At 70.3% G+C, this 24,613-nt stretch carries 20 protein-coding genes, 2 tRNA genes and 2 pseudogenes; 12 read left to right on the forward strand and 12 right to left on the reverse strand.

What is annotated here, in order from left to right:
• Positions 1-103: 103 nt before the first annotated feature.
• Together ACFP2T_RS23360 and ACFP2T_RS23365 are read right to left on the reverse strand one after the other, a co-directional pair.
• Positions 104-1,375 (reverse strand): annotated as a pseudogene (locus ACFP2T_RS23360) (MFS transporter); the annotation flags it as partial.
• Positions 1,376-1,620: 245 nt separating this feature from the next.
• Positions 1,621-2,175: a hypothetical protein gene (locus ACFP2T_RS23365; RefSeq protein ID WP_377424936.1), complete on the reverse strand. Its 555-nt coding sequence runs from the start codon at positions 2,173-2,175 to the stop codon at positions 1,621-1,623.
• Between the two features lie 584 nt (positions 2,176-2,759).
• Between ACFP2T_RS23365 and gyrB the strand changes: the two genes are divergently transcribed.
• The 9 genes from gyrB to ACFP2T_RS23410 all read left to right on the forward strand — a co-directional run bounded on the left by gyrB (position 2,760) and on the right by ACFP2T_RS23410 (position 10,745).
• Positions 2,760-4,703 carry a DNA topoisomerase (ATP-hydrolyzing) subunit B gene (gene gyrB, locus ACFP2T_RS23370; protein WP_377424937.1) on the forward strand — a complete coding sequence of 648 codons (1,944 nt, stop codon included), beginning with the start codon at positions 2,760-2,762 and terminating at the stop codon, positions 4,701-4,703.
• A gap of 170 nt (positions 4,704-4,873) precedes the next feature.
• Positions 4,874-7,402, forward strand: a complete 2,529-nt coding sequence (gene gyrA, locus ACFP2T_RS23375) for a DNA gyrase subunit A (protein ID WP_377424938.1) — start codon at positions 4,874-4,876, stop codon at positions 7,400-7,402.
• A gap of 165 nt (positions 7,403-7,567) precedes the next feature.
• A complete protein-coding gene (locus tag ACFP2T_RS23380; RefSeq protein ID WP_417629210.1) occupies positions 7,568-8,509 on the forward strand; it encodes a DUF3566 domain-containing protein in 942 nt (313 codons plus the stop codon).
• A gap of 171 nt (positions 8,510-8,680) precedes the next feature.
• A tRNA-Ile gene (locus ACFP2T_RS23385) sits at positions 8,681-8,754 on the forward strand.
• 42 nt (positions 8,755-8,796) lie between these two features.
• Positions 8,797-8,925 (forward strand): DLW-39 family protein, encoded by a 129-nt coding sequence (locus tag ACFP2T_RS23390; protein ID WP_225945452.1) that lies wholly within the window; start codon positions 8,797-8,799, stop codon positions 8,923-8,925.
• A gap of 41 nt (positions 8,926-8,966) precedes the next feature.
• A tRNA-Ala gene (locus tag ACFP2T_RS23395) sits at positions 8,967-9,042 on the forward strand.
• Positions 9,043-9,178: 136 nt separating this feature from the next.
• Positions 9,179-9,589 carry a VOC family protein gene (locus ACFP2T_RS23400; RefSeq protein WP_377424941.1) on the forward strand — a complete coding sequence of 137 codons (411 nt, stop codon included), beginning with the start codon at positions 9,179-9,181 and terminating at the stop codon, positions 9,587-9,589.
• Positions 9,590-9,648: 59 nt separating this feature from the next.
• Positions 9,649-10,113 (forward strand): helix-turn-helix transcriptional regulator, encoded by a 465-nt coding sequence (locus ACFP2T_RS23405; protein ID WP_377424942.1) that lies wholly within the window; start codon positions 9,649-9,651, stop codon positions 10,111-10,113.
• Between the two features lie 5 nt (positions 10,114-10,118).
• Positions 10,119-10,745, forward strand: coding sequence for a glyoxalase (locus ACFP2T_RS23410; RefSeq protein ID WP_377424944.1), 627 nt, complete (start codon positions 10,119-10,121; stop codon positions 10,743-10,745).
• Positions 10,746-10,762: 17 nt separating this feature from the next.
• On the opposite strand, the gene ACFP2T_RS23415 is transcribed toward ACFP2T_RS23410, so the two are convergent.
• From ACFP2T_RS23415 to ACFP2T_RS23455, 9 genes and pseudogenes are all read right to left on the reverse strand, one after another.
• A complete protein-coding gene (locus ACFP2T_RS23415) occupies positions 10,763-12,052 on the reverse strand; it encodes a D-alanyl-D-alanine carboxypeptidase family protein (RefSeq protein WP_377424946.1) in 1,290 nt (429 codons plus the stop codon).
• A 149-nt stretch (positions 12,053-12,201) separates the two neighbouring features.
• Positions 12,202-13,170: a class A beta-lactamase gene (bla, locus tag ACFP2T_RS23420; protein ID WP_377424947.1), complete on the reverse strand. Its 969-nt coding sequence runs from the start codon at positions 13,168-13,170 to the stop codon at positions 12,202-12,204.
• Between the two features lie 986 nt (positions 13,171-14,156).
• Positions 14,157-15,008, reverse strand: a pseudogene (locus tag ACFP2T_RS48125) (serine/threonine-protein kinase); the annotation flags it as partial.
• A 64-nt stretch (positions 15,009-15,072) separates the two neighbouring features.
• Positions 15,073-16,050: an aldo/keto reductase gene (locus tag ACFP2T_RS23430; RefSeq protein WP_377424950.1), complete on the reverse strand. Its 978-nt coding sequence runs from the start codon at positions 16,048-16,050 to the stop codon at positions 15,073-15,075.
• A 131-nt stretch (positions 16,051-16,181) separates the two neighbouring features.
• The gene (locus ACFP2T_RS23435) at positions 16,182-17,093 is read right to left on the reverse strand and encodes a GlxA family transcriptional regulator (RefSeq protein WP_377424952.1); all 912 of its coding nucleotides are present in this window, start codon (positions 17,091-17,093) and stop codon (positions 16,182-16,184) included.
• Positions 17,090-17,674 (reverse strand): cysteine hydrolase family protein, encoded by a 585-nt coding sequence (locus ACFP2T_RS23440; RefSeq protein ID WP_377424954.1) that lies wholly within the window; start codon positions 17,672-17,674, stop codon positions 17,090-17,092. The genes ACFP2T_RS23435 and ACFP2T_RS23440 overlap by 4 nt, the downstream gene beginning before the upstream one ends.
• Positions 17,675-17,771: 97 nt before the next feature.
• Positions 17,772-19,007 carry an RNA polymerase sigma factor gene (locus ACFP2T_RS23445; RefSeq protein ID WP_377424956.1) on the reverse strand — a complete coding sequence of 412 codons (1,236 nt, stop codon included), beginning with the start codon at positions 19,005-19,007 and terminating at the stop codon, positions 17,772-17,774.
• Between the two features lie 142 nt (positions 19,008-19,149).
• The gene (locus tag ACFP2T_RS23450; RefSeq protein WP_377424957.1) at positions 19,150-19,524 is read right to left on the reverse strand and encodes a YciI family protein; all 375 of its coding nucleotides are present in this window, start codon (positions 19,522-19,524) and stop codon (positions 19,150-19,152) included.
• Between the two features lie 99 nt (positions 19,525-19,623).
• Positions 19,624-20,121: a MarR family winged helix-turn-helix transcriptional regulator gene (locus ACFP2T_RS23455; protein ID WP_377424959.1), complete on the reverse strand. Its 498-nt coding sequence runs from the start codon at positions 20,119-20,121 to the stop codon at positions 19,624-19,626.
• Positions 20,122-20,198: 77 nt separating this feature from the next.
• On the opposite strand from ACFP2T_RS23455, the gene ACFP2T_RS23460 reads away from it, so the two are divergent.
• Positions 20,199-20,639, forward strand: coding sequence for a hypothetical protein (locus tag ACFP2T_RS23460; protein ID WP_377424960.1), 441 nt, complete (start codon positions 20,199-20,201; stop codon positions 20,637-20,639).
• Between the two features lie 88 nt (positions 20,640-20,727).
• Here ACFP2T_RS23460 and ACFP2T_RS23465 read toward each other — a convergent pair whose 3' ends face one another.
• A complete protein-coding gene (locus tag ACFP2T_RS23465) occupies positions 20,728-22,635 on the reverse strand; it encodes a PPC domain-containing protein (RefSeq protein WP_377424962.1) in 1,908 nt (635 codons plus the stop codon).
• Between the two features lie 181 nt (positions 22,636-22,816).
• On the opposite strand from ACFP2T_RS23465, the gene ACFP2T_RS23470 reads away from it, so the two are divergent.
• Entirely contained in the window at positions 22,817-23,377 is a 561-nt protein-coding gene (locus ACFP2T_RS23470; protein WP_377424963.1) for a SigE family RNA polymerase sigma factor, read from the forward strand.
• Positions 23,349-24,560, forward strand: a complete 1,212-nt coding sequence (locus ACFP2T_RS23475; RefSeq protein ID WP_377424965.1) for a TolB family protein — start codon at positions 23,349-23,351, stop codon at positions 24,558-24,560. The genes ACFP2T_RS23470 and ACFP2T_RS23475 overlap by 29 nt, the downstream gene beginning before the upstream one ends.
• Positions 24,561-24,613: the final 53 nt, after the last annotated feature.

Below are 24,613 nucleotides of genomic sequence, written 5' to 3' on the forward strand. Positions count from 1 at the left end.
CCAGTCGGACGGACGGCATCCGTCCGACGGACCTGCCTCCGACGACGCGTAGCCGACCGGCGCGGGACCGCACCGGCACCGGCACCGTCTCGGGCGTCGTCGGCAGGGCGGGTTCCGGCGCGACGGCGGGCTGCTGCCGGCGGGACAACGCCAGCCCGGCCCAGGCCGAGGCGACCAGACCGACACAGCCGGCCAGTACCAGTGTCTGCCGGGGACCGGCGTGCTCGGACAGCCAGCCGAGGCCCGGCGCGCCGACGGCGGCGGCGACCGAGCCGGTCACCGCGACGGCGGCCAGTACCCGGCCGCGCATCGCACCATCGGTGTCGAGTTGGGCCCGGGTGCCGACGGTGGTGTCGATGATGACGGCGGCGGCGGCGATCGGCAGGATCGCCAGCGCGAAGCTCCAGACGCCGGGTGCCAGCCCGGCGAGGGCCTGGAGGGTGCTCGCGACCAGCCCGGCGCCGACCAGGATGCCGTAGCCGAGGTGGCGCCTGCGGGCGGCGGCCAGTGCGCCGAGCACCGTGCCGATCGCGAAGACCGTGGAGAGCAGGCCGTAGACGGCGGCCCCGCCGCCGAGCGGGCCGGCACTCATGGCGGCCATCGTGACCTGGTAGTTGCGGCCCAGGCTGCCCAGCACGAAGGCGAGCGCCAGGGCGGTCAGGATGACGGGCTGCCGGCGGAGGTAGCGCAACCCGGCCCGGATTCCGTGCCGGACCTCCGGATTCCCCTCCGGGTCGGGTTCCGGCTGGTACAGATCCCGCTGCCGTACCGAGAACAGCGCACCCACCACGGCGGCGAAACTGACCGCGTTGATCACGAACAGCAGGGCCGGTCCGGTGGCGGCGACCACGATCGCGCCGAGGCTCATTCCGAGGATCCGCCCGGCGGAGTTCGTCAGCGAGCCCAACGCCAGGGCGTTGCCCAGGGTCTCCCGGTCGACCATCATCGAGCCGTACCGGCCCATGACCGGACCCTCGATCGCGGTGAGCGCCCCGCTGACCAGTGAGATCGTGTAGATCATCGACATCTGCGGCGCGTCCGACCAGGCCAGCGTGGCCAGCCCGGCGGCGAGTACGGCGTGCCCGACCTGGGTGCCGATCAGCAGCGGCCTGGCGGGCAGCCGGTCCGCGAGGGCCCCGCCCCAACCGCTGAGCAGGAGGGTGGGGAGCGCCTGGAGCAGTACGGCGAATCCCATCGAGGTCGCCGAGCCGGTCTGCTGCAGTACGTACCAGTTGACCCCGAGCACCTGCATCCAGGTGCCGATCACGGAGACGAATCCGGCGCCCGCCCAGATCCGGTAGTTGCGATGGCGCAGGGCGCCAAACGTGGTGCGCAAAGCCGCGAACCCTCCCCGTTCGTTGGCGGGCGAACGCACGGAAGGCGCCCCGCCGGATTGCTGTCCGTCACTGATTCGCAACAACCCGCGAGGACGTGCAAGTCTGCCTGCTGCTTCCGGCGTTCACTCAGGGGCGGTGGGAAAAATCACGCGTACCGCCGCGCAGCCGGCGATTCGGGCTAACCCGCACATGGCCGTTCGGCCGATCCGCCGCCGGTCGACGGGTCAGCGGGCGGCGTCGGAGGGCCGGGGAGTCGGGGGGCCGCAGGGCCGGGGAGTCGGCGTCAGGAGTCGGCGTAGACGGCGAAGCCGCGTTCGGCGCACCGCCGGTAGAAGCCCGCGAGGACCCCCAACTCGGAACGGGAGAAGCTCCACTGCGGCGCCGCCCCGGAGTCGTCGCGGAGCGCGTCCAGCCGGCCGTCCAGCCACCGCAGCTGCTGTTCGGCCAGCCTGCCGTCGGCGAGTGCGGCCCGCAGTACGGCGCTCACCGTGTCGAAGGTCACCGACTCGCCGAAGCCCCGGTGTCCGTCGACGAAACGCTCCAGCCCGCCGGCGATCCAGGCGCACCCGTCCGGATCGATCACGGGGTCCTCGTCCTCGGCGGCAGCCTCGGTGGCGTACAACACGCCGTCGAGGCCGAGCAGCAGATCGACCAGCTCGGTGTACGCGGTCGCCCGGACCGAGCCGGTCTTGGCGATGTATCCGGCAAGAGCCGCGGTCGGCGCGGCGACGTCCGGCACGTCGGCCAACTCGCCGAAGTCCACGAACTCGGCCGGGGCCACCGGGTCGTAGAAGCGGCCGGTCCGCGGCCACCGCACCGCGACATTGTCCAGCCCCATCGAGCGTCACCTCTCTTGGCACCTGACGAAACCGGTCGGTAGGACCGTCCGATGCGCTTTCCGGGCATCCTGGCCACGGAGCTTACTCACGGCGTCGCCGTCGCAAAGTTACGGCACCGCCCGCGTTCGCGCGACCCCTGGCCCGATCGCCGCACGGCGGCGGCGACGACGTCGGGCGAACTGATCTGCTCGCCCGGCGACGGGCACGGCGATGCCGGAAACCGCCCCCGATTCGACCCCGTGCGTGTGGGGGGAGTCGTGGGCGTGGGGGTTCGGGCGCCTACGACTGTCTCAGGGCGCCGCGCAGGGTGCCGGATAACCAATATGTCATCTGGGCACAGTAAGATTGACAGCGAGACGACGACACGGTGTGGAGCGATGACCCGGACCTCAGCGGTTCGGGACGGGACCGCGCCGGGTCCGAGCCGATCGCGATCCGTGGGCAACCGCGGCGACCGGCGCGTTCGACCGTACCCCGGAACTCATCGTGGTGTCGGCCCGCGCGCCCCGCCGTCGTGGCTGTCCACCAAACCCGCGCTCTCCGCGCCTGACCCGGCGTGGGACGGCGCGAGAAAGTGGCCAAGGTGGCAGCGCAGAAGAAGCAGGAGTACGGCGCCGAGTCGATCACCGTTCTGGAGGGCCTGGAGGCCGTCCGGAAACGGCCTGGTATGTACATCGGATCGACCGGTGAGCGCGGTCTGCACCACCTTGTCCAAGAGGTCGTGGACAACGCGGTGGACGAGGCGATGGCCGGCTACTGCGACACGATCGAGGTGGTCCTGCTCGCCGACGGCGGCGTGCGGGTCACCGACAACGGTCGTGGGTTCCCCGTCGACCTGCACCCGAAGCTGAAGAAGCCCGGCGTCGAGGTGGCGCTGACCGTGCTGCACGCCGGCGGCAAGTTCGACGGCAAGTCGTACGCGGTCTCCGGCGGTCTGCACGGCGTGGGCGTCTCGGTGGTCAACGCGCTCTCCACCCGGATGTTCGTGGAGATCCACAAGTCCGGGTACGTCTGGCGGCAGTCATACGACAACTCCAAGCCGTCTCCGTTGGAGAAGGGCGAGACCACCAATACGACCGGTTCGGCGGTCTCCTTCTGGCCGGACCCGGCCGTCTTCGAGACGACCGACTTCTCCTTCGAGACGATCTACCGCCGGCTCCAGGAGATGGCCTTCCTCAACCGTGGCCTGACCATCCAGCTCCGCGACGAGCGGGTGCAGGAGGAGGACGGCAAGTCCCGCGAGGTCACCTTCTGCTACAAGGGCGGCATCGCCGACTTCGTCCGGCACCTCAACAACTCCAAGAACCCCATCCACAAGACCGTGGTGGAGTTCGGGGCCGAGGAGGAGGGCATGTCGGTCGAGATCGCCATGCAGTGGAACGAGTCGTACGGCGAGTCGGTCTACACCTTCGCCAACACCATCAACACGCACGAGGGCGGCACCCACGAGGAGGGCTTCCGGGCCGCGCTGACCACCGTGGTCAACCGGTACGGCGCGGAGAAGAAGCTGCTCAAGGGCGACGAGAAGCTCTCCGGCGAGGACATCCGGGAAGGGCTTGCGGCGATCATCTCGGTCAAGCTGACCGAACCGCAGTTCGAGGGTCAGACGAAGACCAAGCTCGGCAACACGCCGGTGAAGAGCTTCGTCCAGCGGGCCTGCAACGAGTGGCTGGTCGACTGGTTCGACCGCAACCCCGGTGAGGTCAAGCTGATCATCACCAAGGCGACCCAGGCCGCCCGGGCCCGAATCGCGGCGCAGCAGGCGCGGAAGCTGGCCCGGCGCAAGTCGCTGCTGGAGTCCGGTTCGATGCCGGGCAAGTTGGCCGACTGCCAGTCGACCGATCCGCGCGAGTCCGAGGTGTTCATCGTCGAGGGCGACTCCGCGGGGGGCTCGGCGAAGCAGGGCCGGGACCCGCGTACCCAGGCGATCCTGCCCATCCGAGGCAAGATCCTCAACGTGGAGAAGGCCCGGATCGACCGGGTGCTGAAGAACAACGAGGTCCAGGCACTGATCACCGCGCTGGGCACCGGCATCCACGACGACTTCGACATGGAGAAGCTGCGCTACCACAAGGTCGTGCTGATGGCCGACGCCGACGTGGACGGCCAGCACATCCAGACGCTGCTGCTCACCCTGCTGTTCCGCTTCATGCGGCCACTGGTCGAGCTGGGGCACGTCTACCTCGCCGCCCCGCCGCTCTACAAGATCAAGTGGAACCGCAAGGGCGACGACGCCCAGTACGCCTACTCCGACCGGGAGCGGGACGGGCTGATCGCGCTGCGGCAGCAGAAGAAGCCGAACGCCAAGCCGGACGACATCCAGCGGTTCAAGGGTCTGGGCGAGATGAACTACCCCGAACTGTGGGAGACCACGATGAACCCGGCGACGCGTACTCTCCGGCAGGTCACCCTCGACGACGCGGCAACCGCCGACGAGCTGTTCAGCGTGCTGATGGGTGAGGACGTGGAAGCACGTCGTTCGTTCATCCAGCGCAACGCCAAGGACGTCCGCTTCCTCGACATCTAGTGGTGGTACGGCGGTCCTGGCCAGCCGGTCGTGACCGGTGGCGCCGAGTTGCCGGGCCTGGACGAACGGCCCGGCAACACCGCCGTTCCACACAGTTATCCACAGCTTCCACGGTTTCCACAGCCGTTATCCACAGCGGAATGCGGCTTTGAGTCTGATAAGGGTTGACAGTGACGGATATCCCCGAGTCCTCCGCCAGCGAGCCGGAGCAGGAGCCCGCCCTCGGCGGTGCGGTCGCTCAGCACGACCGGATCGAGCCGGTCGGGCTCGAGGTGGAGATGCAGCGCTCCTACCTCGACTACGCGATGAGCGTGATCGTCGGACGGGCGCTGCCGGACGTGCGGGACGGGCTGAAGCCCGTACACCGCAAGATCCTCTACGCCATGTTCGACTCCGGCTACCGGCCGGACCGGGGGTACGTGAAGTGCTCCCGGGTGGTCGGCGACGTGATGGGTCAGTTCCACCCGCACGGCGACTCCGCGATCTACGACGCCCTGGTCCGGATGGCCCAGACCTGGTCCCTGCGCTACCCGCTGGTCGACGGTAACGGCAACTTCGGCTCGCCCGGAAACGATCCGGCTGCCGCCATGAGGTATACAGAATGCAAGCTTGACCCGCTTGCTATGGAGATGCTAAGGGACATCGACGAGGACACCGTCGACTTCCAGGACAACTACGACGGCCGGGCCAAGGAGCCGACGATCCTGCCGTCGCGGATCCCCAACCTGCTGGTGAACGGGTCCGAGGGCATCGCGGTCGGGATGGCGACCAAGATCCCGCCGCACAACCTGCGGGAGATCGCCGCCGCAGTGCAGTGGTGCCTGGAGAACCCGGACGCCGACGAGGCGACCACCCTCGACGAGCTGATCGGGATCGTGAAGGGGCCGGACTTCCCGACGTACGGGCTGATCGTGGGGACGACCCCGATCCAGGACGCGTACCGGACCGGGCGCGGCTCGATCCGGATGCGTGCGGTGGTCGAGGTCGAGGAGGACAAGAAGGGGCGGACCTGCCTGGTCGTCACCGAACTGCCCTACCAGGTCAACCCCGACAACCTGGCCGAGCGGATCGCCGAGCTGATCAAGGAGGGGAAGCTCGCCGGGATCGCCGACATCCGGGACGAGTCCTCCGGGCGTACGGGCATGCGGATCGTGCTGGTGCTCAAGCGCGACGCGGTCGCGAAGGTGGTGCTGAACAACCTCTACAAGCACACCCAGCTCCAGGAGACCTTCGGCGCCAACATGCTGGCCCTGGTCGACGGGGTGCCGCGCACGCTGAACCTGGCCCAGTTCATCCGCTACTACGTCGAGCACCAGATCGACGTGATCCGACGGCGGACCGCGTACCGGTTGCGGAAGGCCGAGGAGCGGGCGCACATCCTCCGGGGTCTGGTCAAGGCGCTGGACGCGCTCGACGACGTCATCGCGCTCATCCGTCGGTCACCCACGGTCGAGGAGGCCCGGCAGGGCCTGATCCAGCTCCTGGAGATCGACGAGGTCCAGGCCACCGCGATCCTGGACATGCAGCTCCGCCGGCTCGCCGCGCTGGAGCGTCAGAAGATCATCGACGAGCTGGCCAAGATCGAGATCGAGATCGCCGACCTCAAGGACATCCTCGCCAAGCCCGAGCGGCAGCGGAAGATCGTTTCCGAGGAGCTCGGCGAGATCGTGGCCAAGTGGGGCGACGAGCGCCGGACCAAGATCGTGCCCTTCGAGGGCGAGGTCTCGATGGAGGACCTGATCGCCCGCGAGGACGTGGTGGTCACCATCACCCGGACCGGGTACGCCAAGCGGACGAAGGTCGACCTCTACCGCTCGCAGCGGCGCGGCGGCAAGGGGGTCAGTGGCGCCACGCTCCGGCAGGACGATATCGTCAGCCACTTCTTTGTCTGCTCCACGCACGACTGGATGCTCTTCTTCACCAATAAGGGGAGGGTCTACCGGGCCAAGGCGTACGAGTTGCCGGAGGCCAGTAGGGTGGCGAGAGGTCAGCACGTGGCCAATCTGCTCGCCTTCCAGCCAGACGAGCAGATCGCCCAGGTCATCGAGATCCCGGACTACCAGGTCGCGCCATACCTGGTGCTGGCCACCAGGAACGGCCTGGTGAAGAAGACGAGGTTGGAGGAGTTCGATTCCAACCGTTCCGGCGGCATCATCGCGATCAACCTCCGCGACGAGGACGAGCTGGTCGGAGCGGCGCTGGCTGGACCCGGGGACGATCTCCTGCTGGTGTCCAAGAAGGCGCAGGCGATTCGGTTCAACGCCACGGACGAGGCGCTCCGGCCGATGGGCCGGGCCACGTCGGGGGTGATCGGGATGCGGTTCACCGACGACGACGTGCTGTTGGCGATGGAGGTAGTCCGCGAGGGCATGAACCTGGATGTCCTCGTGGCGACGAACGGGGGATACGCAAAACGTACCCCGATCGAGGTGTACCCCGTGCAGGGTAGGGGAGGTAAAGGGGTGCTGACCGCGAAGATCACTGAACGCCGTGGCGGTCTGGTCGGCGCGGTCGTGATCAGCCCGGACGACGAGCTGTTTGCCATCACCAGCAACGGCGGTGTGATCCGGACTCCCGTGAAGCCTGTACGCCGAACGCGTGATCGGAACACAATGGGGGTCAAACTGATGGACCTACCAGACGGCGTGACTATTGTGGCGATTGCTCGCAATGCCGACGAGCCTGACGAACAGGACTAGTTGATGACGGAGACACAGGCGAAGTCGGGGGCTGCGGGGGCCCCGACCAACCCGGTCGACGAGGAGGCCGGCGGCGCTGGCGCACCAGCGACCGGCCGCATGGCCGTCGGCCGGGCGGTAGTCCCCGGTGACGCGCCGTCCCCCAAGTTCACTCGGGCACCGGGCATGCCGCCGCCACCCGATCAGCTTCCCGAGGAGTCGGCCGGCGCGACGGCCCAGCCCGACAGCAACCTCGAGGACACGGCGCCGGCCGCGACGGAAACCGGGGACACCGTGACGTCCCCGGTGGCGTCCTCTCCGGCCCCGAGGGTCACCGTCGGAGCGGGTCGCGCCGAACCCGCTGGTAGAGCCGAGCAGACCGCCCCGACCACCCGGTTGGAGCAACCGGGCTCGTCGAGCCGTACCGAACGCATCCCGACCCGGACCGAACGGCCGGCCGTCCCCACGGCCAGCGGCGCCGAGTCGACCCAGCCGATCTCGGGCGCTCAGCAGAGTGCCTTCCGGCCCGGCCGGGCCGGTGGAACACCCCAGCCCCAGACGCCCACGAGTCGGTTCGGGTTCGGCGGTCCCGCCGCGCGACCGGCCGCCGGGGTCGGTGGCGCCGGGGGGACCGGTGGTCCGGCCGCCGGCGGCAGTGCGGCCGCAGGGGCGGCCGGGGGTGCCGGAGCGGTCGGCGCCGCGCGGGTGACCGAGGCCGTTCGGGCGGCCCGCAGCACGGTCAGCTCGGCGGCCTCGCGTGGACCCCGTCGGGCCCGGCTGAACCTGAAGCGGATCGACCCCTGGTCCGTCATGAAGTTCTCGTTCGCGGTGTCGCTGGTGCTGTTCATCGTGGTGATCGTCGCGACGTCCGTGCTCTATCTCGCGCTCGACGCGATGGGCGTCTTCGACAGCGTGAACGGCACGCTCACCGACATGCTCAGCGCGACCGGTGGTCAGGGCGGCAACACCTTCAAGATCACTGCCAAGGGTGTCATCCTCACCTCGGGCCTCATCGGCCTGGTGAACGTGGTGCTCTTCACCGCGTTGGCCACCCTCGCGGCATTCATCTACAACGTCTGCGCGGACCTGGTCGGCGGCGTCGAGTTGACGCTCGCCGAGCGCGACTGAGCGGACGACAGCGGCCTAGGAACGCCGGGGCGCGCCGCAAAGCGGTGGCCCCGGCGTTCGCCGTTCCGGTACCGTCTCGGTCGTAACTGGTACGCGAGTACAGGTTCCCGCCAGCGGCGGCCCCGAGTTGGGATCGGCGCCGGGGGTACGGTAACCTTGCTCGGCGCACGGGGGGCTATAGCTCAGTCGGTTAGAGCGCAGAGCTGATAACTCTGAGGTCGATGGTTCGATTCCATCTAGCCCCACTTCACACCGTCCGACGACTGGTCGAGCGTGAGGATACGTCCATGTTGAAGAAGATCCTGCTCGTTGTCGGCGTCGTGGGCGTCGCGGCCCTGGTCTACAAGAAGGTCAAGGAATCGAACGACGAGCGGGCCCTCTGGCACGAGGCGACCACCGCGCCGGACCTTCGGTAGTCTCCGATCGGACTGCCATCCCCGGGGGCAGTGTCCAGCCCGGGGCCGTAGCTCAACTGGCAGAGCACTGCCTTTGCAAGGCAGGGGTTAGGGGTTCGAGTCCCCTCGGCTCCACCACATAACGCCTTGACCAGGCTTTCGCTCGTTCCTAGATCAACGGGCACGGATCCGGCACACCCCTGGCGGGAAACGGGTGGCCAGATCGATCAGGAATCGAGAAGCGCGGGCCTCCGAGCCGCATAGCCTGCTCATCATGGACATCACAATTCACACGAGCGTCCTCCCGCATGACGACCCGGACGCGTCCCTGGCCTTCTACCGCGACGCCCTCGGCTTCGAGGTCCGCAGCGACGTCGGGCAGGGCAAGATGCGGTGGATCACGGTCGGCCCCGTCGGCCAGCCCGGCACTTCCATCCTCCTGGCGCCGCCGGCCGCCGACCCTGGGGTCACCGAGGACGAGCGCCGCACCATCGCCGAGATGATGGCCAAGGGCACCTACGGCTGGATCCTGCTGGCCACCCGGGATCTCGACGGCACTTTCGAGAAGGTGCAGGCCAGCGACGTCGAGGTTGTCCAGGAGCCGACCGAGCAGCCGTACGGCGTCCGCGACTGCGCCTTCCGCGATCCCGCCGGCAACATGGTCCGCATCCAGGAGCTTCGCTGAGCCGTCCGGCAGGCGACGACCCAGGTGCTCGCGGACATATCGTCGGAAGGAGTTCTCTCGTGTGTCATCCCTCGTGGGGGCGCGCACGCGCGGCAGCGCAGCGCCTGAGCGACCTCGCCCGACTGCGCCGGGTCCGCGACCGGATCGACCGGGAGTACGCGCAGCCGCTGAACGTCGCCGCGCTCGCGCGGGACGTGAACATGTCCGCCGGGCACCTCAGCCGCCAGTTCCGGCTGGCCTACGGCCAGTCGCCGTACGCGTACCTGATGACGCGTCGCATCGAGCGCGCGGCGACGCTGCTGCGTCGTGGCGAGCACAGCGTCACCGAGGTCTGCTTCGCCGTCGGTTGCTCGTCGCTGGGCACCTTCAGCACCCGCTTCACCGAGTTGGTCGGCATGCCGCCCAGCGCATACCGGTGCCGTGCGACGAGCGCGGCGGCGAAGTCGCCGCCATGGATGGCAGAACGGGTGACACGACCGGTCAGGAATCAAGAAGCGCTGGTCACCGAGCTGCAACTAGCGTGATGGCCATGGCACTCATCGAATCCGTCACCCTCGAGGTGGCCGACCCCACCGCCGCCGGCCGCTTCTACACCACCGCCTTCGGGTTGGACACGCAGATCCGCCTGCGGGCCTCGCAGGCACCCACGACCGGCTTCCGTGGATTCACGCTGTCGCTCACGGTGTCCCAGCCGGCCACCGTCAACAGCCTCATCGACACTGCCCTCGCCGCCGGCGCCACGCCGCTCAAGCCTGCCGCGAAGTCGCTGTGGGGTTACGGCGGCGTCCTGCAGGCCCCGGACGGGACGATCTGGAAGGTTGCGACCTCGGCGAAGAAGGACACCGGCCCTGCCACCCGGCAGATCGACGAGATCGTTCTCCTGCTGGGAGTCGCGGACGTGGCCGCGAGCAAGCGGTTCTACGTCGACCAGGGCCTCGCCGTGGCGAAGAGCTTCGGCCGGATGTACGTCGAGTTCGCTGCTGGCTCGGGTCCCGTCAAGTTGGCGCTGTACCGGCGCCGGGCCCTGGCGAAGGATGCCGGCGTCTCCCCCGACGGCACCGGATCACACCGGCTCGCGATCGGTGGCGATGCCGGATCCTTCAGCGACCCGGACGGGTTCACCTGGGAGGCCGCAGTGCCGGCAGCTACCCGCTGAGGCGTACCGGGGGGCTGTCAGCGGTGCTCGCGGATCCGGTCCCAGGTGCTCGGCGGTTCCAGCCGTGCGCCGGTGCGTAGCGGGGCGCCGACCGGGGCGTTCTCACCGGCGACCGCACTGACCTGGCCGTGTTCGGCCTCGGCCAGCAGGCGCGTCGGTACCGCCGGGATGTCGACGTCCAGTCGTACCTGCATTCCGGGCCAACCCACCACGTGCAGGTCCTCTGCGGCGTTGATCGTCGTGCCGGTGCCGAGTGGTCCCTGCACGGTGGCGACCTGGTCACCGGCTCGGACGATCGGGTGCACCCCGATCGCGGCGGCGGCGGTGCGGACCAGCGGACGGGTCGCCCGGAACACCCGGTCCAGCTGCACGGGGGTGTTGGCGCCGGGCTGCCCGAGGACGGCGCCCACGACGGTGATTCTCCGGCCGCCGACCTTGACGACGGCGGCGAAGACCAGGCACCCGCCGGCCTCGTCGGTGGATCCGGTCTTGATCCCCACGACGCCGTCCCGGCCGACCAGGGAGTTGTAGTTCTTCACGGTGCCGGCGACGGGCAGGGTGGCCTTCTTCTGCGCCACGATCTCCGCGAACGCCGGCAGCTCCATCGCCTTGCGGGCCAGGATCACCTGGTCGACGGCGGTGCTCACGCTGCCCGCGTCGAGCCCGGACGGATCGGTGTAGCGGGTGTCGGTCATGCCCAGCTCGGCGGCGGTGTCGTTCATCTTGGCGACGAACGCCTCGATGCTGCCGGCGTCCCAGGCGGCGAGGATCCGCGCCATGTTGTTCGCCGAGGGCAGCAGCACCGCCTGCAACGCCTGGCGCTCGGTGAAGACCGCGCCCGCGACGACCGCTACCAGGGATTCACCGCGCGCCAGCTCCGCCGGGTACGCGGCGGCCTGTGCCGCGCTGACGGTGAGCCTCGGTCCGTGCTCGCCCCGGTCGAGGGGGTGCTCGGTCAGGATGACGTACGCGGTCATCACCTTGGCCACGCTCGCGATCGGCACCGGCTCGCTTCCGCCCGACGTGCCGAGCGAACCCAGCCCTTCAACCGAGAGGGCCGCCTGCCCGGACTTCGGCCACGGCACCGTCGGGGCCTTGCCGGGGATCACCATCGACGCGGGCAGGGTCCGGGTGACGGTCGGTGCGGGCAGCGGGTGGCGCAGCGGCTCGATCGCGACCAGCGCGGTACCGGCCAGCAGCAGGGTCAACAGACCACTGATCAGCAGCCACAGGCGGCCTTTACCCCGCCGGGCCGGCGGTTGTGGCGGGACCGGTTCGATCACCTGGGTCGTGGCAGAGTCGAGCATCCTGATATCTCCCCCGTGTCGCACCTCGGCCTGCTCCACGGCGCGGCCGGTGTGCTGATGTTGCTGTCACTGGCGCGGGCGTTGCCGGTAACCCGTACCGGTACCACGCACGCTGCCGAGTAGTGCATTGTCGCACCGCTCGTCAATGACTAGGTGAGAGTCGCCGCGACGTAGGCGGCGGCCTCGGCGATGAGGGCGTTGTCGTATTCGGCGTTCCTGGCGGTCTTACTGGACATGACCGCGATGACGAGCGGCGCGGACGTCGGGGGCCACACGACGGCTATGTCGTTGATCGTGCCGTAGGCACCGGTCCCGGTCTTGTCGGCCACGGTCCATCCCCGTGGGACGCCGGCCCGGATGCGTCGGGCGCCGACGCTGGTGGCGTTGCGTTCCAGCAGGTCGCGGAGAAAGCCGCGCTTGTCAGGTGGCAGGGCGTCGCCCAGCAGGATCTGGTGGTAGTTGCCGCCGAACGCCCGGGGAGACGTGGTGTCGCGGGGGTCTCCCGGGACGGCTGTGGTGATCGCCGGCTCGATCCGATCCATCCGGGTGACCGTGTCGCCGAGGCTGCGCACGTACGCGGTCAACTGGCTCGGGCCGCCGAGATCGCGGAGCAGGAGGTTGCCGGCCGTGCCGTCGCTGTGCCGGACCGCGGCGTCACAGAGTTGCCGGATCGTCATTCCCGTGGCCACATGGCGCCTGGTGATGGTGGCGTTCTTCATGAGGTCGTCGTCGGTGTACCTGACGACCGTGTCCAGGTGCGACAGCGGGTTGCGCTGCAACACGGCTGCCGCCGCCAGTCCCTTGAACGTCGAGCAGAACGCGAATCGTTCGTCCGCCCGGTGGGCGACGGTGGTGCCGGTGGCGGTGTCGAGGGCGTACACCCCCAGGCGCGCCTTGAACTTTCGTTCCAACTCGACCAGGCGATCGTGCCGATCATTCGCTGCGGCAGCCGGAGGTGCGGAAGGGGGCGAGGCCGTGGGCGACGGCGACGGCGAGGACGTGGGGAAGGAGGATGGGGCGGACGAGGGCGTCCTGCCCTTGGCACAGCCGACCAGCGGCACCACTGCCGCGACCCCCAGGAGAGCACGCCGGGTGATGGTCGGTCGCGACGATGTCATTCTCATCCCTCCGCTGGTTCGCCATGATGGCGCGGAGCCGGCCGTGCCGCCGACACGTACTCCCGCCAGCGCACCTGATCGCGCCGCGAGGTGCCCTCCGACGATCAGTCGCAGTGCTCGAACGGGCTGTTGTAGCTGACCCCGGCGGCCGAGCCACCCCACCGTACGCACACCCCGGCGGCCTTCGCCCGCACCGGACCGGCGTAGTACGCGAAGGAACCGCTGTCGGTGCTCCTGGTCCGGCCCTTCACCTCCAGGTACGCCGAGACCGCCGTCGCCTTGCCGACCGAGGTGGACTTGAGGGCGACCGTGCAGTTGTAGCCGTTGCCGGCGTTGTACAGCAGGTACACCTTTCCCTGCTGGACGCCGTCCGATCCGGTCAGGCTGGCCGAGTCGATGACCTGGTAGCCGCTGCCGCAGACCTTGCCCGGGGTGTGTGGATTGCTCGGCGAGGGCTTGGTCTGCGTCGTACCCGGTTTCGGGCCACCGGTGGTGTCCGGGTCGGTGCCCCGCGGGGGTGCCGAAGGGTTCGTCGCGCCGGCGGCCTTCGCCGACTGGCTCGGCCTGGCGGTCGCCGTCGCGCGGGCCGCCGGTCCGGTGTCCCCGCTGCCGGGGTCCGCGCTGGCGGAGGTCCCGACCCACGCTCTCGTCACCGGCCCCGCCGATGGTCCCTCCTCGTCGGGTCGCAGAGTCACGAAGGCGGCGACGCCGGCGAGCGCGACGACGACCGCCCCGGCCACGCTGGCGAACATGATGCGGCGGCGCCGGTTGCCGTCGGCGGCCAGCGGGGACGGAGGCTGATCCGCTTCGGCGGACGACCGGTCAGGGTGTTGGTACCGGCCGGGCTCGGTCCGGGGCCGAGGCGGGATGGACCGCAACTCCGGGCGGGTGTCCGGCACGAGAGCGCCCGTCGTACCGCCGGCACCGGGACCGCCCGTCGTGACGCCGACCCCGTTGCCGGCACCGCCGAAACCGAAGTTCGGGGCGGGTGGCGGCGGTGGGACCGACCCGGCGTTCTGCGCGGCGCGGGCGGCGTCGGCGAACGCCGCGGCGCTCGGGTACCGGCCGGCGGGGTCCTTGGCCAGGGCCCGGCTCACCAGTGCCGCCACCGGTGCGGGCACCTCCGCCGGCAACGCGGGCGGCGCGTCCTGGAGGTGCTGGGTCACCACGTGCAGCGGATTGGTGCCGGGGAACGGTGGTCGGCCGGTCAGGCAGGAGTACGCGACCGCACCGAGCGCGTAGACGTCGGTGGCCGCCGAGACGGGCCGACCGGCTATCTGCTCGGGAGCCATGTACTGCACCGTGCCGAGCACGACGTTGGTGCCGGTGATGCTGGTGACGTTCCCGGCCCGGGCCACGCCGAAGTCGACGAGTACGACACTGCCGTCCGGCTGGACCAGCAGGTTGCTCGGTTTGACGTCCCGGTGGACGATGTTGGCGTTGTGCGCGACGTGCAACGCCTGCGCGGCCTGGGCGAGTACGGAGATGGTCTCGGCGACACCGAGCCGGCCGGCGGCCCTGATCCGCTTCGACAGCGGTACGCCCTCGATGTACTCCATCACGAGGTAGTCCACCCGGCGGCCGTCGACCACCGCGTCCTCGCCGTAGTCGTAGACGGCGACGATGCCGGGATGCCGCAGGGCGGCCAGCATCCGCGCCTCGGTGCGGAACCGGGTGATGAACTCGGTGTCGGAGACCAGCGCCGGCAGCAGCACCTTGACCGCGACCCTGCGTCCCAGCAGGGTGTCGGTGGCCGACCAGACCTCTCCCATGCCACCGGTCGCGATCCGATCGTCGAGCAGATAGCGATCGTTGAGTACGACTCCCCGGGTCAGCACCCGACCACGGTACCCGCCGCGTTTCCGAGGTGGCCGCCGTGCTGGCGACGGCCACCGCGGGTACTCAGAACCCTTCCGGAGCGTGCGGTACGTAGTGCTCGCCGAGCCGGCGCAGTTCGTCGTCGCCGAGCGCCAACTCGACCGCGGCGACCGCGTCGGTGATGTGCTCCGGCTTCGTCGCGCCGACGATCGGGGCGGTCACCGCCGGCTGGTGGCAGAGCCAGGCCAGCGCGACCTGGGCCCGGGACACGCCGAGTTCACCGGCCACCGCCGCAACCGTGTCGACGACCGCGCGGTCGGCCTCCTCGGCCTGCCGGTAGAGCGTGCTGCCGAACCGGTCGGTCTCGCTGCGCCGCGTACCGGCGTCCCAGTCCCGGGTCAGCCGGCCTCGGGCGAGGGGACTCCACGGCAGCACCCCGACGCCCTGGTCGAGGCAGAACGGCAGCATCTCCCGCTCCTCCTCGCGCATGATCAGGTTGTACTGGTCCTGCATCGACACGAACCGGGTCCAGCCGCCCAGGTCGGCGGCGTGCTGCGCCTGCGCGAACTGCCAGGTCCACATCGACGAGGCGCCGAGGTAGCGGACCTTGCCGGCCCGGACCAGGTCGTGCAGCGCCTCCATCGTCTCCTCGATCGGCACGTTGGGGTCGTACCGGTGGATCTGGTAGAGGTCGATGTAGTCGGTGCCGAGCCGGCGCAGGCTCTCGTCGGCCTGGGTGAGGATCGCCGCCCGGGACAGGCCGCCGCCCTTCGGCCCCGGACCCATCCGGCCATGCACCTTCGTCGCGATCACCACCTCGTCGCGCTTGGCGAACTCGCCGAGCAGCTTGCCGGTGATCTCCTCGCTGGTGCCGGCCGAGTAGACGTTGGCGGTGTCGAAGGTGGTGATTCCGGCCTCGATCGCCTGCCGGACGAACGGCCGCGCCTCGTCGAGGCCGACCGACCACTCGTGGGTGCCGCGCTGCGGATCGCCGAAGCTCATGCAGCCGAGGACGACTCTCGACACTTCCAGTCCCGAGTTGCCCAACCGTACGTAGCGCATCAGTTCTCCTCGCCTCGATCTCCTCGCGGTGCCCTGCCGTGCCGGCCGACCTCGCCCGGCGCGGCCACGCTCGGCACCCCGCCCGGCAGCAACGTACCGGCGGCCGGGCCGACCGGGAAATGGTGACCTCGCTAACCGGCCGTGCGACCTCGGAGCCGGCGGAGCATGCGGGCGTCGGAGAAACCGACCGCGCGGGCGGCGGACTCGACGGTGGCGCCGTGACCGATCAGATGCTCGGCGCGTTCGACCCGGAGCACCTGTTGGTAGCGCAGCGGAGTCAGGCCGACCGCCCGGAGGAAGACCCGGGTGAGGGTCCGTTCGCTGACCCCGCCGATGGTCGCCAGGTCGGCCAGGGCCAGCCGTTCGCCGAAACGGGCGTCGATGACGTCCTGGACCCGGTGCACCACGTCGCTGATGTGCCCCCGGTGCCGCAGCATCGCACTGGCCTGCTGCTCGTCGCCGTTGCGTCGGGCGTAGACCACCATCTCCCGGGCCACCCGGGCGGCGAAGCCGGGCCCGTGGCGTACCGCGAGCAGGTGCAGCGCGAGGTCGATGCCGCTGGCGATGCCGGCCGACGTGACCACCCGGTCGTCGACGACGTAGAGCACGTCACGGACGACGCCGGCCCGGGGATACTGCCGGGCCAGGTCGTCCGAGAGATCGTGGTGGGTGGTGCAGCGGCGGCCGTCGAGCAGGCCGGCGCCGGCCAGCGCGAACGCACCGGCGCAGACACTCGCCACCGTGCCGCCCCGGTCGTGGTGGGTGGCCAGCCGCTCCAGCGTCGCGGCGGTGAAGCCGGCGTACGTCGGCCGGCTGGCCGGGCGCCAGCCGGGCACCACGATCAGGTCGTTCCGGTCCAGGTCGGGCCAGTCGGTCCGGGCCCGCAGCGGTACGCCCTGGGTCGTCGTGACCTCCTCCTGCTCCCCCACGTAGTGCAGCGTGTAGCCGCCGCCGAGATCGGCCGCGGTGGAGAACGCCTGCGCCGGCCCGGCCAGGTCGAGCAGGTGCAGCCGGGCGGCGAGCAGGAAGACGACGTTGGTCACCCGGCGGTCAGCTCCGCGACGGTACGGATCGTCGCGAACCGGCCGGCGAGGACGTACTCGGTTCGCGCGACGACCTCGTCCGCGATCAGCGTGCGCGGGTCGGCGAGGATCTCGGCCAGCGGACGGCCGGGCGCGGCGTCGGGGTGCTCGATCGGGTTGGTCGCCGTCGCGTCGGTGACGAACGTCACCTGGTAGCCGAGGTCGGCCGCGACCCGGGCGGTGGTCTCCACGCACTGCTCGGTACGGATTCCGCAGACCGCCACCTCGCGGATGCCCTCGCCGGTCAGCACCTGTTGCAGGTTCGTGGTGGTGAACGCGTTGTGCGAGGTCTTGTGCAGCACCGGTTCACCGGGTGCGGGTTCGAGACCGTCCATCAGCCGTACCAAGCCGAGGGCGGGGTCGAAGACGGTGCCGGTACCGGGCTCGGTGTGCAGGACCCAGACGACGAGGTCGCCGGTGGCCCGGAACGCTTCGGTCAGCAGACGTACCTGTTCGACGATCTTCGGGTTGGAGTTGGCGGCCCAGATCGGGCGCTGGCGGAAGGACTCCTGTACGTCGATGACGACGAGTGCGCGCAACATGTCACCGATCCTGTCGCTCCGAACCCCTCCACCGTCAGTCACCATTCTGCCCCGATCCGGAACGATCCGGTCAGCGAGCCGGGGGCGGGGGCAGGGGTCAGCCGGCGCAGGCGGCGGCGCGTTCCCGCAGCAGGGTCCGTTCCCGGCCGTTGTGGGTCAGCGACGCCGCGTGCTCGAACTCGGCGCGTGCCTCGGCGAGCCGGCCGAGCTTCTCCAGCAGGTCACCCCGGACGCTCGGCAGCAGGTGGTAGCCGCGCAGCGCTGGATCGGTCCGCAGGGCGTCGACCAGGGCCAGCCCGGCCGCCGGACCGTACGCCATGCCGAGTGCGACCGCCCGGTTCAGTTCGACGACCGGGGACGGCGTCATGATGGCCAGTGCCTCGTACAGTGCCGCCATCCGTACCCAATCGGTCTCCTCGGGGGTACGGGCCCGGGCGTGGCAGGCGGCGATCGCGGCCTGCAGGGTGTACGGGCCGGTGGGCCGGCGGGAGCCCTCCGCCCGGTCCAGTGCGGCCAGGCCACGGCGGATGAACAACTGGTTCCAGCGACCGCGGTCCTGGTCGAGCAGCCGGATCGGTTCTCCGCCCGGCCCCGAGCGGGCGGCCGACCGGGACGCCTGGATCTCCATCAGCGCGACGAGGCCGTGCACCTCGGGTTCGGCCGGCATCAGTCCGGTCAGTACCCGACCGAGCCGGAGCGCCTCGGCACAGAGCTCCGGCCGCATCCAGTCGTCTCCGGCGGTGGCCGAGTAGCCCTCGTTGAAGATCAGGTAGATGACCTCCAGGACCGACGCGAGCCGGGCTTCGCGCTCGCCGGGCTCGGGCACCTCGAACGGGACCTTCGCGTCGGCGAGGGCCCGCTTCGCCCGGACGATCCGCTTCGCCACGGTCGGCTCCGGAACCAAAAACCCCCGGGCGATCTCGTCGGTCGAGAGTCCGCCCAGCATCCGGAGCGTCAGCGCGACCCGCGCCTCCGTCGACAACACCGGATGGCAGGCCACGAACATCAGCCGCAGGACGTCGTCCTCAATGTGGTCCACGGCGGCGGCGTCGATCTCGGTGGTGCCGTCCGACGCCGCCGACTCCAGTTCGCGGCCGAGTTGGGCGAGCTTCTCGTCGTACCGCTCGCGGCGGCGTAGCTGGTCGACCAGCCGGCGCTTGGCGACGGTCATCAGCCAGGCGCCCGGGTTCCGGGGTACACCCGCGTCGGGCCACTGCTCCAGCGCGGCGACCAGCGCGTCCTGGGCGAGCTCCTCGGCCAGCCCGACGTCCCGGACCAGTCGGCTGAGCCCGGCGATCAACCGCGCGGACTCGATCCGCCAGACGGCTTCCACGGCGCGTTGGGTTTCGGTGACCGGCACAACCCCCCATCTAACACCGGGTCACCCGGCCACACGGCGCCGCCGGCCGGGCGACGCCCGAGGGGTCCGGCCGGGCTGACGGGGGTCCGCCTGCCCGGCCCTGCCCGGCCCGGGGTCAGCCGGCGTCGGCGACCTCCCGGACCTCGACCACCGCCTCCTGGTCGCCGTGTACCGCGTACTCGACCGGGCAGCGTTTCGCCCACTCGATCGCTTCCTCCCGGGACGCCACCTGGATCAGGTAGAACCCGGCGACCAACTCCTTGGCCTCGGCGAACGGTCCGTCGAGCACGGTGCGCTGGCCCTTGGCGTACACCACCCGGGCGCCGGTCGCGCTCGGGTAGAGGCCCTCGGCGGCGAGCAGCACGCCGGCCTTGGTCAGCTCCTCGCCGTACCGGTGCATGGCGGCCATCACGTCCTCGACCTTCGGCCCGTCGGCCGGGGGCGGCGTGTCGAGGGACGGGTCGCCCTTGAGCAGCAGAATGAATCGCATCGTCGAACTCCTCGGTTCCTGGCGTACTTGCCTGTCTACCAATGCGTCGACCGGCGAGCCGCCCGCAGGACACCGGATGGGAAGAAGTTCTGTCGCGACTCAGGTCCCGGGTCCGAGCCGTTGCGTCTGCTCCTCGAGCACGCCGATGGTGCGTTCGACGTATTCGCGGATGACCAGCAGTTCCTCGGTGCTGAACCCGGCCATCGCGCGACCCATGGCCGCGCCGAGGGCACCGAAGATCTCCCCCAGGCTGGCCTGGGTGTCGGTGGTCGCGACGACGAGGATGCGCCGACGGTCGTCGGGCGCCGGTTGCCGTCGGACGAGTCCGGCGGCCTCCAGCCGGTCCACCAGGCCGGTGGTGGAACTCGGGGACAGCCGGGTGAGCTGGGCGAGCCGGCTGACGGTGACCGGTTGGTGTCTCAACACCAGGTCCAGGGCCTTGTGGTCGGCCGCGCTCAGCCCCAGTCGCTCGGCGACGGCGTGGTGGAACAGCACGACCGCTGTGCTGAGCCGCCGACCGAGATCGTTCCCGCCGCTGCCGCTGCCGCTGCCGCTGGCCGGGGGTTCGGGGTCGGTCGGCAGGCTCCGTCCGGGCATCTGGGAAATCCTTTCGGTACGCCGAATAGTGCGGCTGGACGAAGTATTTGTTAGATTACCGGCAGCGGGGAGGGGACATGGGCTCGTCGATGGAAGCATGGCGGTTCTGGCCGTGGTCGACCGCCACCGCCGCCGGTGGCGGCGTGGCCGGGTTCTTCGTCCTGCTGTGGCTGGGCGACCCCGCCCGGACGGCCGGCGGACTCGTGGCGGCCACGATGAACGGGGTCGTGCTCTTCTTCCTCGTCGGTGGGATCTTCGCCGCGTTCCGGGCGGCCGAACAACGCTCCCGCAGCCTCGCCGACCATCCGTGGCGGTTCGCGCTCGCACCGGCGGTCGCCGCACTGGTGGTGCTCCTGGCACTCAGGATGACGGCCCTGGCCCTGCGGCTCGACGGTCCGTGGCGGACCGTACCGGACAGCCTGCTCGACGTCGGCGGCCGTAGCCTCGTCGTCTTCGTGGTGATCGCCGCGGTCGCCGGCCGATCGGGGCGTCGGCGCCGGCCGAGCCCGTACCGGTGACGCAGTCCGGTCCGGGAACCGTCGCTTCGACGACGGCTCCCGGACCGGAGGTCTTACCAGGTCGGGACCGGTTTCCCGGTCCGGACCGCTATTTCGTGACCGTGAAGGCGATCCGGCTGAGGGTGTCCTCGATGCCGGTGAAGCCCTCGTTCGGGTTGAAGTCGTCCTCACCGAAGTCGACGTCCGGGTCGTCGGCGGTGCCGCCGACGCCGTCCGGGCCGACCCCGAACAGCAGCGGGAAGTTGCCGCCCTGGTCCATCACGTTGGCCTGCTCGTTGGACTGGTCGACGTGCCAGTCGCCGAGGAAGTGCCCGGCCTCGTGCGCGGTGACGTTCCCCACCGCCTGGCCGATGAAGGCGATCCGGTCGCTGGCGTCGGTCAGGTACGTGTTCAGCGAGGGCTCCTCCCCGGCCGGGTCGCTCAGCACGTCGAGCAGCACCAGTGCGGAGTCCTCCGTACCGAAGTTGCCCGGATCGATCGACTGGGCGATGCCGATGGTCGGAATCCCGGACTCGGCGATGCTGCCGCCGATGATCACCCGGCTGACGTTCGCCTCCCCGAACGGGTCGGCGTGGTCCCGGCTGTTCCGGATCCGGAGGTCGAACCGCTGGTTGAGACCGCTGGCCACCATGTCCGAGCGCAGGTTCTCCTCCACCTCGGCGAGGATCGCGTCGATCACGGCGTCCTCGTCGTCGGCGCTGAGCCCCCACCGGCCGAGGAACGCCCGGAACGGGCTGAGCGTACGTACGCCCGGGCCGCCGAAGATCGCCGTGTTGATCCGCTCCCCGTCGAAGTCGAGGAAGATCGTCTGGCGGGGACGCTCGCCCTCCAGGCCGGGCCGGTACGCCTCGACCGTGATGTCGTAGTTCCCGTCGCCCGCGCTGACCCCGACGTAGTGCCAGCCCGCCTTGTCGGCCACGTGTTCGGTGACCGCGTTGCCGCCGCCCGGAAGCGGGCTGCTCGCCGGGTAGATGCCGCTGGCGTCCTGATCGGACCCGTGCACCTCACGCCGATCCGTGTCGTAGATCGTCACCTTGGTGGCCGCATCCGCGACCGAGGCACCGAGCACATCGCCCGGACGCAGTTGTACGGCGAAGAAGTCGACGTCCTGCTCGCCGGTGTGGATGGTGACCTGGTACGGGCCCTCGGTGCCGACGCCCAACCCGCTGCCGGAGTCGAACGGGTCCTCCGGCAGCGACGGCCAGCCGACGACCGCGACGTAGTAGCTGCCGTCCTCGGTGAACTCGTGGACCAGCAGGCTGTCGAAACTGTTCGCGGTGTCGTCGTTGACGGCCACCATCTCGCCCTCGGAGTTGTAGAGGACGACGATCGAGTCCAGCTCGTCCGTCGGCGTGTCGATGTCGATCGTCACGGACTCACCGGCGACCCCGGTGACCTCGTAGAAGTCGAAGTCACCCGTGCCGTCACCGGCGCTGCCGTGCGGACCGTCGCCGATCTCGGCGGAGGTGGTGACGCCCTCGCGGGTGTCGCCGACGCCGGTCTCGCCGGCCAGCGGGATCGCCCCGTCGTCCTCCGGAGTCGGCTCGATCTCCTCCGCGTCCACCTGTTCCGGCGAGAGCGTGCCGAGGATCCGCAGTTGGAAGTTCTCCTTGGCGCCGGTACCGAAGCCGGTGATCCGCTGCGCGGTTGCCGGGGTGTCGTTGCCGTTCCGGATACCGGCCGGCTCCTCCTCGTCGGCCAGCAGCGGCGCGGCGAGCGCGGCCCGTTGCCGTGCCCGCAGGTCCGCGCGTTGGTCACCCTTCGCGTTCAGCCAGTTCCGCCAGCCGACGTAGTCCGCCTTGCTGGGATCCGGAAGCATCGCGAGGAACGGGTTCGGTCCCGAGGGCGCCCGGGCCGCGATGCTGGGCTTCGACTTGGCGGCGGCCGTGCCGGTCGTACCGGCCTCGTCGGAGCCCGGTCGGGCCTGTGCGCTGGTCGGCGTCAGCACCGCGGCCACCAATGTTCCGGCAGCCAGTATGGCGATTGGTCGACGCATGTATCCCCCTCCGTCATGCCATCGTCGGTGGCCCCCGCCACCGATGGCTACCGTGACGCTACTGATTTGCCCAGGAAATTAATAGAAGTACGGAGATATTTAGATTCCTCGTCGCCGACCACTTTGTCGGAGGTTCCAACCTCCGGTGCCCCGCAGGCATGTAACCGGCAATGGATGAGTCGTGGGAGGGCTAGTGGACGACGACGCGGGGTTCCAGGAGTTCGTCGAGGCGCGGCTGGTGCGGCTGTCCCGGGTGGCGTATCTGCTGACCGGCCAGCATCACGACGCCGAGGACCTGCTCCAGGCGGCGCTGGTAAAGGTCGCCGCGCGCTGGCGGCGGGTGTCCGGGGCCGGCGACCCCGAGGCGTACGTCCGCAGGGTGATGTACAACGAGCGGATTCTGTCCTGGCGGCGATGGCGTCGCCAGGTCGTCCAGCCGGCCGAGGGCGTACCCGAACCCGACCGTGCGCCGGACGGGGCCGACACCGTGGTCCGGCGGATCCTGCTGGAGCGTGCGCTCGCCCGGCTCACCTGGCGGCAGCGGGCGGTGCTGGTGCTGCGCTACTTCGAGGATCTCTCCACCGCCGAGACCGCGGCGGTGCTGGGCTGCTCGGTCGGCACCGTGAAGAGCCAGACGAGTCATGCGCTCGGTCGGCTCCGGACGCTCGCTCCCGAACTCGCCGAACTGATGAGGGAACCGATGGAGGTGGAACGTGGACGGGTTCAGGAACGCGCTCGATGAGCTGGCCGAGCAGGCCAAGGTGTACGACGTGACCGGCCGGGCGCTCCGGGTCGCCCGGCGGCGTCGCCGCGCCGTCCGGCTCGCCCCGGTCGCCGCCGCGACGGCGGTGGTGTTGGTCGGGCTGGTCGCGGTGGCGGGGCTGCGCCCGGATCCGTCCGGCGGCCTGGAGGTCGCGGCGCCGCCGACGGTCGACTGGCTGCCGGAACGGCTCGAACTGCCGGCGACCGATCCGGCTCCGTTGCCGGCCACCGGAACGGTCGGCCGGGGTGTGCTGCTCTACGGCAGGTCGGCCGCGGAGGCGGGCCCGCCGGTGCTGCTCACCGACGACGGCCGGCAACACCGACTCGCGGAGGCGGTGACCAGTAAGGACGGTCTGACCTACACCTATCCCAGCCTGTCTCCGGACGGTCAATGGCTGGGTGAGCAGCGTGCCGGCCGGTACGTGGTCCGCAGCCTCGTCGGGACCGCGCGGTTCGAACTGACGGACGGGTATGCCCCGGTCGCCTGGTCGCCGGACAACCGTTGGCTGCTGCTCACCGACAACCTGCACGAGACCGAGCCGGCGATCCGGCTCGACCTGACCTCTGGAGCGCGGCAGCCGGTTCCGGTCGGCGACCGTCAGCGGTGGCGGGCCGTGGCGGTGCTGCCCGGCGGCGACGTACTGCTCAACCCGATCTGGCTCGACAACACCCGCTGGCGGGACCTCGACGTCCGAGTCGTCGACCCGGTGACCGGCCTCGACCGGCACCGGATCGAGCGCGACCTGAATCCATATCTCCGGACGAACGAGGGCCGGACCTGGGATCCGCCGAGGCTCTCCCCGGATGGCCGGACGATCTGGCTGGGCGTGGTGCGGGTGGACCGGCCGGAGCAGGGCACGCCGGGGCTGGACGCCGGCGGCAGCCTGCTCCTGGTCGACCTGGCCAGTGGCGAGATACGTCGGACCGACCTGCCCCGTCCGACCGCCACCAGGAAGGCCGGACGCGGGCCGACGCCGACGCCGCCGGTCGCAAGCGGCCGGATGGAACCGATCGGGTACCTGCCGGAGGGTGTGCTGCTGCGCACGACCGACAAGCGCGGCGACGCGCTCCGGATCATGGATCCGGAAACCGGCGCGACCGGTCTGGTGACCGAGCTTCCGGCCCGGGGGGAAATGGACCAGGTGTTGGTTCGGGGAAGCTGACCGGCACCGCGGTACGACGCCGACCGGCAACGCCGCACCGTACGGCCACCGTC

Source organism: Plantactinospora solaniradicis (assembly GCF_042658085.1).
Taxonomy (GTDB): domain Bacteria; phylum Actinomycetota; class Actinomycetes; order Mycobacteriales; family Micromonosporaceae; genus Plantactinospora; species Plantactinospora solaniradicis.